A 13,560-nucleotide genomic window follows, 5' to 3' on the forward strand; every position below is an offset into this window, starting at 1 on the left:
ATCGTGGTGCGCCGCGCCATTGCCAGTGGCCCCTCGGGCCCTCTATGGTCGGGACGCTCTGCACGACCCACAGGGGACAACGAAACATGCGAATCCGCTCGATGATGCTGGGAGCCGCCATGGCGCTGGCGCTGGACGCGAAAGCCGACGAGGGCATGTGGCTGCCCTCGCAACTGCCGGGAATTGCGAAGAACCTCAAGGAGGCCGGCTTCCGTGGCGATCCGACGGACCTCGCCGACCTGACCCGTGCGCCGCTCAACGCGGTGGTCAAGGTGGGCGGCGGGACGGGCGCCTTCGTGTCGGCCGAGGGCCTGGTCGTCACCAACCACCACGTGGCCTTCGGCGTCATCCAGTACAACTCGAAGCCGGAGCGCGACCTCATCGCCAATGGCTACGTGGCACCGGATCGCGCCGGCGAATTGCCGGCCAACCCCGACTACCGCCTGCGCGTCACGGTCGGATTCGACAAGGTCACCGATCGCATCCTGGCGCAGGCCAGGGGCAAGACGGGCAGGGCCTATTACGACGCCGTCGATGCCGCGAGCAAGGCGCTGGTGGCCGAATGCGAGAAGGAAGAGGGCATCAAGTGCAGCGTCGCCAACATGTTCTACGGGCGCGACTTCTACCTCGTGAAACAACTGGAACTGCGTGACATCCGCCTGGTCTACGCGCCGCCCCGCGCGATCGGCAACTACGGCGACGAGATCGACAACTTCGTCTGGCCGCGCCACGCGGGCGACTTCACCATCCTGCGCGCGTACGTCGGGCGCGACGGCAAGCCGGCCGATTATTCGACGGACAACGTGCCTTACCATCCGCCCTCGCACCTCAAGCTCGCCACCGACGGTGTCGCCGAAGGCGACTTCGTGATGCTCGCCGGCTATCCCGGCATCACCTATCGCCATCGCACGGCGGCCGAATTCGCGGATCAGGTGGAATGGCGGCTGCCGACGTCGGTAGCCGTGCTGAAGGCGCTCCAGGACGTGATCGAAGCCCAAGGCAAGGCCGACAAGGACGCCGGTATCCGCTATGCCTCGCAGCTTCAAACGCTGAAGAACGGGATCAAGCGTTTCAGCGGCGAACTCGAAGGCTTGCAGCGTAGCGACGCCGTCGCCGTTCGCCGCGACGATGAAGCCGCGATGTCGTCGTGGCTCGCGGCGCAGCCCGACGGGAAGGCGCTGAAGCCGGAGATCGACCAGGTCATGGCCCTGATCGCCCAGGGCAAGGACGTGCGCGAGCGTGACCTGCTGGTCGGGCTGCTTTCCACGCAGACCCAACTCATGCGTGGCGCGCTCGCGGTGGACCGTCTTTCCGTGGAGCGGCCGAAGGCGGACGCGGCGCGCGAGACGGGCTACCAGAAACGCGACGAGGAATTGATCCAGAGCCAGCTGAAGCAGGTGCAGCGTCGTTACGATCCGCGCGTGGAAAAGGCGCTGGTGACGTCGCTGATGCTTCGTTACCAGCGACTGCCCGATGCGCAGCGGCTTCCCGAAATGGACAAGGTGTTCGGCCGCACGCCGGCCGAACTCGCGCAGGCGCTGGATCGCATCTATGCGGCGACGAAGTTCGGTGACGAAGCCGAGCGCCTGCGACTGTTCACCGCCGCTCCGGCGGAGATCGAAAAGAGTGGCGATGCCTTGTTGGTGGCGGCACGCACCCTGCGTCCCGCCTTGCTGCGCATCGAGGACGAACGCAAGGTCCGCGAAGGCGATCTGCTGCGCCTGCGTCCCGCCTATATGCAGGCCCTGATCGCCTACCGCGAGAAACAGGGCAAGGCGGTGTATCCCGATGCCAATTCGACCCTGCGCGTCAGCTACGGCAAGGTCACCCCCTTGATGGCCCGCGACGCGGTGACCTATGCCCCGTTGACCACCGTCGCCGGCATCGTCGAGAAGAACACCGGCAAGGAGCCCTTCGATGCGCCGAAGCCGTTGCTCGACGCCATCCGGAAGGGCGATTTCGCCGGATACGCCGATCCGAAGTCGGGTGCCATGCCGGTCGACTTCCTGAGCAACCTCGACACCACGGGCGGCAACTCGGGTTCGCCGGTGCTGAACGCGAAGGGCGAACTGGTCGGCCTCAACTTCGACAGCAACTGGGAAGCGGTCAGCGCCAGCTGGATGTACGACCCGCGCTACAAGCGCGCTATCCACGTCGACATGCGCTACATGCGCTGGCTGATCGACAAGGTCTATCCGTCGCCCGCCCTGCTACGCGAACTGGGCGTGTCCGGAAAATAGGAGGGGTGACCTCCGGCACGTACGTGCCGGAGCAGGATTCGCCAGCATTGGCGTTACTTTATAACATTTGTCCGATGGAAGCCGACCCCATCGGCGTTTCCACTACCCGGTGGGAGCCGACTCTGTCGGCGATTCCAGTCGCCCCAACGCACCCCGGAAACACCAAGGAGATCCACCATGCGTCGAGCCTTACTGGCTACCGCCCTCGCGGCAGGCCTCGTCCCCGCCGCCCACGCCGTCGAAGGCATGTGGCAGCCGGCCCAATTGCCGAAGATCGCCGCCATGCTGAAACAGCACGGCCTGAAGCTCGATCCCGCCACGCTCACCGACCTCACCGCCTATCCCATGGGCGCCATCGTGAGCCTCGGCGGCTGCACGGCGTCCTTCGTTTCACCCGATGGCCTGGTCGTCACCAACCACCATTGCGGCTACGGCGCGCTGCAGTACAACTCCACGAAGGAAAAGAACCTCATCGAGCAGGGCTTCCTCGCGAAGACCTTCGCGGAGGAACTGCCCGGTTCGCCCGACATGCGCGTCTTCGTCACCGAGGAAATCCGCGACGTCACCGGAGACGTGACCGCGAAGCTCACCCCGGCGATGACCGGCCAGCAACGCCACGACGCCATCGACCTCGCCAAGAAAACGCTGGTGAAGGGTTGTGAAACCGATGGATATCGCTGCGATGTCTACACCTTCCATGGTGGCTACAGCTACCAGCTGATCAAGCAACTCGAGATCAAGGACGTGCGCCTGGTCTACGCACCACCCGAGTCCATCGGCAAGTTCGGCGGCGACGTCGACAACTGGATGTGGCCACGCCACACCGGCGACTTCAGCTACCTGCGCGCCTATGTGTCGAAGGATGGCAAGTCGGCCACGTATGCCAAGGACAACGTGCCCTACCATCCCAAGCACGTCATCAAGCTCAACCCACAAGGCGTGGAAGAAGGCGACTATGTGATGGTCGTGGGTTATCCGGGCAGGACGAACCGGTACCGTCTCGCCCAGGAGGTGAGCAGCGCGATCGACTGGCAATACCCGACCCAGATCAAGCTCTACCAGGAGCAACTGGACACCATCGCCGCGAACGGCAAGGCCAATCCCGACGTCACGGTGAAATACGCCAGCCTCGTCGCCGGCCTGAACAATTACCTGAAGAACTTCGGCGGCCAGCTCGAAGGCCTGCGCCGCGCCGATGCGGTCGCGGTGAAGCAGAAGCAGGAAGCCGATCTCGACGCGTGGTTGAAGAAGCAGGGTGGTGCGGAGAACCAGGCACTCGTCGCCGACATCGCCGAACTCAAGGCCAGGCTCGCCACCTACCAGGCCACCCGCGAGCGCGATGTCGACCTCGCCCTCATCTCGCGCACCCAACTCTTCGCCAGCGGCGTACGTCTTGCCCGTCTCGCCGACGAACGCACCAAGCCGGACATGGAGCGTGAGGCCGGCTACCAGCAGCGCGACGAAGTGCGCATCGAGGGCGCGCTGAAACAGATGGAGCGCCGCTACGACGCGAAGACCGACCAGGACCTGCTGGTCAACGCGCTCGTCCACTATGTGGACTTGCCGAAGGACCAGCGCCTGCCGGCGCTCGACACCTGGCTCGCCGGCGCATCCACGCGCGCGGCCATCCAGGGCAAGGTGTCGACGCTCTACAAGGGCAGCAAGCTCGGCGACACGGCCGAGCGCATGAAGTGGTTCAAGGCCGACAAGAAGGCGATCGCCGCGAGCGACGACAGCATGTTGAAGCTGGCCAACGCGGTGCTGCCCGAGTTGAAGAAGATCGAAAGCGAAGAAGACGCCCGCGATGGTGAACTGGCCCGGCTGCGTCCCCGCTACATGCAGGCGATCATCGCGTGGAAGGAATCACAGGGCCTGCCGGTGTACCCGGATGCGAACAGCTCGCTGCGGGTGACCTTCGGCAACGTGCAAGGCGTCGCCCCGCGTGACGGCGTGAGCTATGCGCCCTTCACCACGGCCGAGGGCATCGTCCAGAAGAACACCGGTGAAGAACCGTTCAACGCACCCAAGGCCGAGATCGATGCGATCAAGGCGAAGGCCTTCGATGGTTATGCGTCGAAGAAGCTCGGCACGCTGCCGGTCGACTTCCTTGCCGACCTCGACATCACCGGTGGTAACTCGGGTTCGCCTTCGCTCGACGCGCAAGGCCGTCTCGTCGGCCTCGCCTTCGACGGCAACTGGGAGTCGGTCAGTGGCGACTGGCTGTTCAACCCGAAGCTCAACCGCTCGATCCAGGTCGACGTACGCTATATGTTGTGGGTGATGCACCATCTCGACCATGCCGACAATCTCCTGAAGGAGATGGACGTTCCGGCGAAATAACCGGCAGTCGCGGGGACCGCACGCCTGTGCGATCCTCGCGGCCATGGCCCGGTCCGACCCCACCGCGAACGAACTCAGCGTGAACGCTTCGCTGGAAACGGCGAGCGTTTCCGTGCGCAATGTGGTCTGCGAGGGTGGGTGTGCGCATCGCAGCCCCGAGGAATGCGCGGCATCCACCTACCTGGTGTTTCCTTACCGCGGGCTCTACGTGCGTCACGTAGGCAGCGACCAGGCCGTCGCCGACGCCAACCACGTGGTGTTCTTCAATGCCGACGAGGGTTACCGGATCGCCCATCCGGTCGAGGGAAGCGACGCCAGTCTTTCGGTCCAGGTGGCCGCGCCCTTGCTGGAGGAACTCGCTCCGGCCAGCCTGCTCGACCAGCGGGCGACCCCGGGCTTCCGCACGCATCACCGGCGCATCGATCCCGGCGCACAGGCCATGGTGGCCTTGCTCCGCCATCGGCTAGAGCAGGGGACGATGGAACCGCTGGAAGCGGAAACCCTGTTGCTGAACCTGGTCGGCCGCAGCCTGGGCCCGCGGACCTCGCACGCACCGGAGGCCACGCAAGGCCAACGGCGCCTGGCGGACCGTGTGAAGGTGCTGCTGGCCAGCGACGTGTCGCGTCGCTGGTCGCTGGCCGATGTCGGTGCCGAAATCGGCGCGTCGCCGGTGTATCTCACCCAGGTATTCCAGCGCGTGGAAGGCATACCGCTGTATCGCTATCAGTTGCGCCTCCGCCTTGCCCGGGCGCTGGACCTGATGGCCGCGCAAGAGGATCTCTCGGCCCTCGCGGCGGACCTGGGTTTTTCCAGCCATAGCCATTTCACGGCCGTCTTCCGCCAGGCCTACGGCCAGTCCCCCGCGGATTTCCGACGCTCGACCCGACGCACCTGACCACCTGAACGTTCCGGTGAAAGCCGCCCCTGGTGGGAGCCGCCCCTTGTGGGAGCCGCTTCAGCGGCGATCCCGCGGCAGCGGGCCAGTTTCTTTTGCACGGCTCGGCTTCGCCCTCGCATTGGGATGTGCGAGGCAGAGCCGTCGTGCGACACAAGCAACGCGACCTTGGGGGCAAGCCGTTCCGTGGGAATCCCCTTCACCCGGGTGGGAAGCGGGCTGGCCCGCGATTCGCCACCCTATGTCGAGCGAATGAGGCTGTGCACTGCAACCGAGCGAGCGGTGGAAAGCCTCGCCCGATCATCGCAAGGCTTCCTTCGCCACCGGAGAGATTGAGGAATCGCGGGCCAGCCCGCTTCCCACCCGGGTGCGGCCACCGGCAATCGGCTGGTGACTAGCTGCACGTGGCACGGCGGGCGTTGCTCTTCCCACCAACCCACCGCCGTGTCGAGTGAGCTGCCGGGCGCCACCCTCGGCGCGACATGAGGCGCCGAGGACGGGCGGGCGGACAAGGCCCGAAGGGGATCGGCCTGGACGGCCGATCGTTTTCGCTGAGGCAGGAGCCGAATCGAAAACCCCCGCCCGACCGTCCGAGCCCGAAGGGGCGCAGCCATCAAACATGGCCGCGCAGCGGCTTCCCTTCCCAAGGGACGGCACCGCCTGTCGCGCCGAGGGTGGCGCCCGGCAGCTCCCCGCCACGCCGCACACAGCGAACGCGAGGGCGAAGCCGAGCCAGACACATGGCGAACCCAAGAATGCGCAAGAGCCTAAATTTTCCGACAGCCGTAGAGCCAGCGGCATGGTCTGCTTCACGGGCCCCGTTGGGTGGGCGGCAAAGGAGATATCGTCGTGGGCAATGGGCAATTCGGCATCGATCGCCGTTCTTTCATGAAGCTCGCCGCGGGTACGCTGGCGGCTGGCGTGGTGGCGGCGTGTGCGCCGCGGAGCGTGGGCCGGATGGCCTTGAACGAGGACATGGACGCGCGGCGGTTCAACGCGGCGAGGAGGTTCACCCGTACGTCGTTCGGCAACATCGCCTATGTCGAACAAGGCACCGGTGACGCCGCGCTCTTCCTGCACGGCTTTCCACTCAACGGATTCCAGTGGCGCGGCGCGCTGCCACGGCTGGCGGACGCTCGTCGTTGCATCGCGCCCGACTTCCTCGGCCTCGGATACACCGAGGTGGCACCGGGCCAAAGCGTGGCGCCCGCGGCACAGGCGGACATGCTGGTGGCCTTCTTGGACAGCCTCGGCATCACCCGGGCCGACGTCGTGGCCAACGACAGCGGCGGCGCGGTCGCGCAGCTGTTGGCGACACGTTATCCGCAACGCGTACGCAGCCTGTTGTTGACCAACTGCGATACCGAACACGAATGCCCACCCGCGGCGATGGCGCCGGTGATCGCCATGTCGCACGACGGCACGTACGTCGATCGCTGGTTGCGGCCTTGGCTGGCGAACAAGACGCTGGCGCGCTCGCCCGAGGGCCTGGGTGGCATGACCTTCACGTATCCTGGTGATCCCACCGACGAAGCCATCGACATGTACCTGGCCCCCTTGGTCGCGCATCCCGGGCGCACGCACGCCTATGCGCTGGCGTTGGAAGAAAACTCACTGGCGGGGATCGGGCCGAAACTTGCGCAGAGCCCGGTACCGATGCGTGTCGTGTGGGGCATGGCCGATCCCATCTTCTCGCCCGCGGGCGCGGAGTACCTCGACCATGCCTTCAAGCATTCGCGCGGCGTGCACCGCATACCGAACGCGAAACTCTTCTTTCCCGAAGAATTCCCCGATGTCATCGCCGCCGAGGCCCGGCGACTCTGGGCGGCGTCATAGGAACCCGAAACTGAGGCTGGAGAAGTCCGTTTCGTAGTCGGCCTCGGCATCCGCCGGCAGGGCGCGTATCCAGATCGTGTTGAGCAACCATCGGCCCGAGATGGGCATCGCGAAGGTGGCGCGTCCGTCGGCATCGGTGACATGGATCTCGACGGGCGCGTCGTCGTGATCGAGGTCGGTGAACTTCACCGTGGCACCTGGAAGGGCGTGCCCCTGATAGAACACACGCACGGGCAGCGTGCGGGAACGGGGCAGGGCGTACGGATTGACGTCGGGAACGATTTCGAGCGCAAGGCCGATGGGTGCCGTCACGATGCTTGTGCCGCGGCATCGAACGGCCCGGCTTGCATGATCGCCTTCGCATGGCGGCTGTAGATTTCCGTCTCGTCCACGTCCATGCGACCGTCCCGCCGACGCCGTTCCAGCGCGGGCGTCAGGCCTTCCACCGTCAGGTAATCGTTGAAGCGCAACGAGGGGAGATGGCTCTGCGCGCCGTTGTCGGTTTCCAGGGCAAGGAGATAGGTGCCGGCACGCGGCAGTGCGACGTCACCGTCGCCGGTCGCGTCTCCCGGGTGTAGCGCGCCGTGCAGGTCCGCACCCTGGTGGTCGGAAGGTCCGAAGGCCTGGAATCGCACGATGCGTTGCAGCGCGATGGGCGAACGCTGGCGGTAGGGTCCATGGCCGACCTGTAACGTCAACGGTGTCGCTTGCGCGGGCTGTACCTGGAACGCTTGCGGCTGCACCCAGAAATCGTGGGCATGTGCCGTACCCGTGACGACTATCAGCGTCGATACGCAGAAGCGACCCACCGACTGTGGACGATGACGAGACATGGCTGGGCCTATTCGAGGTGATCGGGCTCGTAGCCCGGGGTGACGGGTAGGAACGAGAGCGTTGCGACGAGCAAGGCGATCGCGAGGAACCAACTGGCCACCACCTGCAATGCCATGCGCATGCCGCGGTGCCTCGATGGGTGATGACGTGCCACGAGCACGCTGGTCAGCGCCACCACGACGCCCACGGCGAGCGAAAGAGCGGCCAGCGACGCATGCAACCCGTTCATGCCCTGGCTGCCTGGACGATGAAGTGGACGCCCGTCACGGCGATGCCGATGCCGACGGCGCGCAGTGCCAACATGCACCGTGGCCACCGCGCGGCCACGCCGAGTCCGATACCGAATGCATGCAGCGAGCCGGTCGCCAGTACGAACCCCGCGCTGTAGCCGATCGGGTCCGCCGCGGAAGGCAGTTCCTTGCCATGCGCGTACCCATGGAAGAGGCCGAACACGGCGACGATGATCATCGCCATGCCCACGCCGGGCCGGAGTGCGCCGGCGACACAAAGGCCGAGCGCGCACACCGAAAGCGCGATGCCCCATTCCACCGGCGGCAACGGCACGCCGACCATGCCGAGCACGGCACCCAGCACCATCACGCCGGGAAAGACTATCGGCAACAGATACACCAGGGGCTCGCCGAGCACGGCGCCCCAGAGCCCCACCGACACCATGGCGAGCAGATGATCCATGCCCCCGAAAGGATGCGTGAAACCGGCGCCGAAGCCGCCTGCCAAGCCGGTGCCGGCATGTGCCATGGCTGGGTTGGCGTACGACAACGCCACCGCCGCGACGGAGGCGAGCACAGCGAACGGCGCGCGCGAATCATTCATGGTAATCGGCCGCGGCGCTGGATGCCGCGGTCGGTGCGGGGCTGCTGTCGACTGCCACCGCGAGGAACGGGAATCGTGTCGTGGAATGGGTGCGATCGTCGTGATGCACGCCGTCGTCGATACTGTCGAGGTTGCCTGCCGCGAGTAGTGAACGGTAGATGTTCGATGCATCGTAGTTCGGCGTACGACCGCCGCAGTCGGCGGCGAGATCGCGACGACCGGAAAGCTGGGCCAGCTCCACGGCGAAGAGCTGCGTACACTTCGCCGACGCGCTGTTCACCCATAAGCGATCGTCGGCCAGCAATGTCGCCAGCGGGCGATAGCGCATTCCCGGCGCCGCATGCGTGTCGGCGAGCCACTGGTTGCCGCGCACGCCGTCATAGCCGTCGTAGAGGCCGAGCGTGCGCTGGATGTCGCCGATGAACTGCGCCGCTCTCGCCGGCTCGGCGCGGTTGTAGCGTTCCTTCAGGCGGTCGCCCTTGGTTTCGTCGAGTGGCGACAGCAAGGCGTTGCCCGTGAGCGGGCGTCCCGCGCGGTCGATGCGGCCATGCGGCGATGCGGTCTCTCCCCACACGGCGAGCAGCGGACCGCCGCCATTCACCAGTCCGAGATCCACCGTGACGACGATGCACGCGGGCGTCCATCCCCCGAGGAAATTCCGGCCTGGGCCACCGTCGGTCTGGCGCCACTCCTTGCGGATCGAAGCCACCGTGGCGTCGTCGAACTGCGGAAATCCGTCGGCATCGACCGGCGTGCCGTGCGTGAGCGCATGCGCCGCCGCGTCGAACGCGCTCCGGGAGCCCTTCACGTTATTGAAGAAGGGATCGTCACGGCGGCCTGCGAATACCCTGAGGCGCCCGCTTTGCGAGACGAGGCCATCCACCGCGTCGACCATGCCAGTGGCATGCTCATCGGCGACGGTGCAATCGGCGGCATACGAGGCGCTGAAACGACAGGTCACGTCGGTGGTCCTGCTCGTGGTGCCGAAGACCTTGCCGCTGTCCACGTGGAAGGTATAGCCGATGACGTCGGAGAAGCCATGGCCGACGATCGTCATCACCAGGTTCAGGTGGCGGCCGTCCGCCGAGGTCCAGGCATAGATGTCGCCGATATCTGCACGCGGATCGGCGGCGACCGTGGGTGTATCGAGGTGGTCCGAGGCGTGGGCGCTGGAAGCCGGCAGGACGGGAGTGGTCGCCGCGACGAGCGACACGATGGCGAGCGGAAGGCGCAGGTTTCGCATGGGAGCCGTACCAGAATGGACTGGTGGCAGTACACCCGAATCCGCCGGGAGCGACTGTCGGAATCTTTAGCGATTCGCATGGCGTGACCTGGCCTCGGGCTTCCTCCTGAAAACGCGTGGCGCGAGATATCCACACGCGGTGTGGATACTCGATGCATAACCGTGTGGACAAGTCCGATTCGACCATGCGTGGCGGCCACTTGCGTTGTGTTGATCAGTTCGTGACCACGCATGCCGGAAGCGCATCGCGATATCCACAGCGTGTGTGGATACTCCCTGCATAAGCATGTGGACAACTCCATTCCACCCTTTGACAGCATGGACTTGCGTTGCGCTGCTCAAGGGCTGACCAGGGCGATGCTCACTCGGCATCGCGCACGATATCCACAGCCGGTGTGGGTAATCGCTGCATAACCGTGTGGATAACTGCGCAAGCCCCTTACGTGGCGTGCACTTGCGTTGCGCTGGTCAAGCATTGCCCGCCATCGTCACCGCATGTCACCCCGGTGCGCTAACCTTGCGATCGTTCCATCGCCCACCGCGTGCATGACCTTCGACCATCGCCCCCTCGCCATCTTCCTGATGGGCCCGACCGCATCGGGCAAGACGGCGCTCGCCTGCGCGCTGGCGGACCGCTTTCCCGTGGACCTGGTCAGCGTCGATTCGGCGCTGGTCTATCGCGGCCTGGATATCGGTTCGGCGAAACCCGATGCCGCCACGCTCGCGCGTTACCCGCACGCCCTGGTCGACATCCGTGATCCGGCACAGCCGTATTCGGCGGCGGATTTTCGCGAGGACGCGTTGGCGGCGATGCAGCGCATCACCGGCGAGGGGAGGGTGCCTCTCCTGGTCGGAGGAACCGGCCTCTACTTCCGCGCCCTTCAGCGTGGCTTGTCCGACCTGCCCGAGGCCGATCCGGCGTTGCGTGAACGGCTGGCGGCCGAGGCGGCGGCGATCGGCTGGGCGGCGATGCACGCCCGCATGGCTGCCCTCGATCCCGTGGCCGGTGCGCGGATTCGGCCAGGCGACGCGCAACGGATCCAGCGCGCGCTGGAGGTCATGGCACTCAGCGGGCGTCCCCTTAGCGAGTTGCAACAAGGCGGCACGGCGATCCGCTTCCCCTGGCGGGTCCTCAAGCTCGCATTGCTGCCGGGCGATCGCAAGCCCTTGCACGAGCGCATCGCGCTCCGCTTCGATGCCATGCTGGCCGATGGGTTCCTCGACGAGGTCCACCGCCTGCGCGCCCGTGGCGACCTCCATCCGGACTTGCCGGCGATCCGCGCGGTGGGTTACCGGCAGGCCTGGGAGTACCTGGACGGCCAGGGGGATGCCACGGACTTCCGCAACCGTGGTATCTATGCCACTCGTCAACTCGCCAAACGCCAGATCACCTGGCTGCGCGGCGAGTTCGACGCGCGCACGTTCGACCCGGACCGGGGGGATCCGTTGCCCGAGGCCGCGCGTGCGGTGGAACAGTTCGTCGGAATGCCGAGATCGTCACGATCTTAAGCTACCTGCGGGCGTTTAAAAGCAGTTAAGATTCAAGACACTTGGGCTGGGGCGTCGCAAGGCGTTTTTTACCCGGACCCGTACGAGAGGCGTAGGGGAGAAGAAGAATGTCCAAAGGGCAATCGTTGCAGGATCCATTTCTGAATGCGCTGCGGCGCGAGCGTGTGCCGGTCGCCATTTACCTGGTGAACGGCATCAAGCTGCAAGGCACGATCGAGTCGTTCGACCAGTTCGTGGTGCTCCTGCGCAACCAGGTGAGCCAGATGGTGTACAAGCACGCCATTTCCACGGTGGTGCCGAGCCGGAACGTCCGGGTCGGCGGGCACGAGAACCATGGCGATGCGGCATCGGGTGACGGCGAGGGTTGAGGGGCCCTGGCTTTGTCCCATATAGGAATGAGCGGGTGCGCGTATGCTTCCGGCTGCGTGCGCCCCTTCTTTTTCCATGAGGTGATTCCCCTAAGTGTTCGATAGACAAAAGAAAGGCGATCGGGCCATCCTGGTGCTGCCGCATTCGCGGGGCGAAGGCGACGCGATCCGCCGTGGCGAGGAATTCGCCGAACTGGTCGCTTCGGCCGGTGCCGAGATCCTCACCAGCATTTCGGCCCGCGTCGTCGTGCCGAACCCCCGTTTCTACATCGGCAGCGGCAAGGCGGAAGAAGTCGCCGAAGCCGTTCGTGCGCTCGAGGCCGACCTCGTCCTGGTCGACCACGTGCTCAGCCCCGTGCAGGAGCGCAACCTCGAGAAGCACCTCAAGACCCGGGTGGTGGATCGCGCCGGGCTGATCCTGGACATTTTCGCCCAGCGCGCACGCTCGCACGAAGGCAAGCTCGAGGTCGAACTGGCCCAGCTCAAGCACCTGGCGACGCGCCTGGTGCGTGGCTGGACCCATCTGGACGCCCAGCGCGGCGGTGCCATCGGCAACCGCGGCCCGGGCGAAACCCAGCTGGAAACCGACCGCCGCCTGCTCGCCGAGCGCGTGAAGATGCTGACCAAGCGTCTGGAGAAAGTGCAGGTCCAGCGCGACCAGCAGCGTCGCGCGCGCCTGCGCAACACCGTGCCGCGCGTGGCCCTGGTCGGCTACACGAACGCGGGCAAGAGCACCCTGTTCAATGCCCTGACCACCGGCGGTGTCTACGCGGCCGACCAGTTGTTCGCGACGCTGGATCCCACGGTGCGCAAGGTCGACGGTCTCTCCTGTGGCCCGGCGGTGATCGCCGACACGGTCGGTTTCATCCGTGAGCTTCCCCATGACCTGGTCGCGGCCTTCCGCGCGACCCTGGCCGAGGCGCGCGACGCCGACCTCCTGATCCACGTCAGCGACGCCGCGGATGAGGAGCGTGAGCTGCTGGCCCGGGTAGTGAACGAGGTGCTGGAGGAAATCGGTGCCGGCGACGTGCCCCAGCTGTCGGTGATGAACAAGGTCGACCTCGTCGACATGGCGCCGCGCGTCGACCGCGGCGACGACGGCAAGCCGCGCCAGGTCTGGCTTTCGGCCGCCACGGGTGCCGGTGTGGACGGTTTGCGCGAGGCGCTGGGTGAATTGCTCGGTGGCGACCGCATCCGGGCAGGCCTTGAGCTTCCTCTCAGCGCCGGACGCCTGCATGCGCGGCTCAAGGCGGCGGGAGCGATCGCGGGCGAGGCCGTGGACGAGCATGGTTGGCACCTCGACATCGACGCGCCGCGTTCCGTGCTGGCGCCCCTGTTGGGCGACGACGTGCACGCGGGCTCCCTGCGCGCGCTGGTCGATCCGCCCCACGCCGGCCACTGATCGAGCACTCATCGGTACCCATCTGATAGAATTCACAGCGTTTGCGTGCCCCATCGGCG

The 13,560-nt window shown here is 66.0% G+C and carries 12 protein-coding genes; 7 read left to right on the forward strand and 5 right to left on the reverse strand.

The features are described from left to right. Window positions 1-86 precede the first annotated feature (86 nt). The 4 genes from AB6730_RS16810 (at window position 87) to AB6730_RS16825 (ending at window position 7,311) form a co-directional block, all read left to right on the forward strand. A complete protein-coding gene (locus AB6730_RS16810; protein WP_371024750.1) occupies window positions 87-2,240 on the forward strand; it encodes a S46 family peptidase in 2,154 nt (717 codons plus the stop codon). Between the two features lie 177 nt (window positions 2,241-2,417). After that, the gene (locus AB6730_RS16815; protein ID WP_371024751.1) at window positions 2,418-4,580 is read left to right on the forward strand and encodes a S46 family peptidase; all 2,163 of its coding nucleotides are present in this window, start codon (window positions 2,418-2,420) and stop codon (window positions 4,578-4,580) included. Window positions 4,581-4,623: 43 nt separating this feature from the next. Next, window positions 4,624-5,475, forward strand: coding sequence for a helix-turn-helix transcriptional regulator (locus AB6730_RS16820; RefSeq protein ID WP_371024752.1), 852 nt, complete (start codon window positions 4,624-4,626; stop codon window positions 5,473-5,475). A gap of 849 nt (window positions 5,476-6,324) precedes the next feature. Continuing rightward, window positions 6,325-7,311, forward strand: coding sequence for an alpha/beta fold hydrolase (locus tag AB6730_RS16825; RefSeq protein ID WP_371024753.1), 987 nt, complete (start codon window positions 6,325-6,327; stop codon window positions 7,309-7,311). Here the strand turns inward: AB6730_RS16825 and AB6730_RS16830 are convergent. The 5 genes from AB6730_RS16830 to AB6730_RS16850 are packed head-to-tail and all read right to left on the reverse strand — an operon-like array spanning window position 7,306 to window position 10,222. Further along, window positions 7,306-7,623 (reverse strand): DUF4198 domain-containing protein, encoded by a 318-nt coding sequence (locus AB6730_RS16830; protein ID WP_371024754.1) that lies wholly within the window; start codon window positions 7,621-7,623, stop codon window positions 7,306-7,308. The genes AB6730_RS16825 and AB6730_RS16830 overlap by 6 nt on opposite strands. Further along, the gene (locus AB6730_RS16835; protein ID WP_371024755.1) at window positions 7,620-8,144 is read right to left on the reverse strand and encodes a DUF4198 domain-containing protein; all 525 of its coding nucleotides are present in this window, start codon (window positions 8,142-8,144) and stop codon (window positions 7,620-7,622) included. The genes AB6730_RS16830 and AB6730_RS16835 overlap by 4 nt, the downstream gene beginning before the upstream one ends. Before the next feature lie 8 nt (window positions 8,145-8,152). Next, entirely contained in the window at window positions 8,153-8,374 is a 222-nt protein-coding gene (locus AB6730_RS16840) for a hypothetical protein (RefSeq protein ID WP_371024756.1), read from the reverse strand. Next, complete coding sequence (locus AB6730_RS16845; RefSeq protein WP_371024757.1) at window positions 8,371-8,979, reverse strand: HupE/UreJ family protein; 609 nt, start codon at window positions 8,977-8,979, stop codon at window positions 8,371-8,373. Before AB6730_RS16845 ends, AB6730_RS16840 begins: the two co-directional genes overlap by 4 nt. Further along, the gene (locus AB6730_RS16850; protein WP_371024758.1) at window positions 8,972-10,222 is read right to left on the reverse strand and encodes a hypothetical protein; all 1,251 of its coding nucleotides are present in this window, start codon (window positions 10,220-10,222) and stop codon (window positions 8,972-8,974) included. Before AB6730_RS16850 ends, AB6730_RS16845 begins: the two co-directional genes overlap by 8 nt. A 546-nt stretch (window positions 10,223-10,768) precedes the next feature. Between AB6730_RS16850 and miaA the strand changes: the two genes are divergently transcribed. The 3 genes from miaA to hflX all read left to right on the forward strand — a co-directional run bounded on the left by miaA (window position 10,769) and on the right by hflX (window position 13,501). Next, entirely contained in the window at window positions 10,769-11,731 is a 963-nt protein-coding gene (gene miaA, locus AB6730_RS16855) for a tRNA (adenosine(37)-N6)-dimethylallyltransferase MiaA (RefSeq protein WP_371024759.1), read from the forward strand. A 107-nt stretch (window positions 11,732-11,838) separates the two neighbouring features. Then, on the forward strand, window positions 11,839-12,099 hold the full coding sequence (gene hfq / locus AB6730_RS16860; RefSeq protein WP_167023080.1) for an RNA chaperone Hfq: 261 nt from the start codon (window positions 11,839-11,841) through the stop codon (window positions 12,097-12,099). Window positions 12,100-12,193: 94 nt separating this feature from the next. Next, window positions 12,194-13,501 (forward strand): ribosome rescue GTPase HflX, encoded by a 1,308-nt coding sequence (gene hflX, locus AB6730_RS16865; protein ID WP_371024760.1) that lies wholly within the window; start codon window positions 12,194-12,196, stop codon window positions 13,499-13,501. Window positions 13,502-13,560: the final 59 nt, after the last annotated feature.

It is taken from the genome of Luteibacter sp. RCC_6_2 (assembly GCF_041360655.1).
Classification (GTDB): Bacteria; Pseudomonadota; Gammaproteobacteria; order Xanthomonadales; family Rhodanobacteraceae; genus Luteibacter.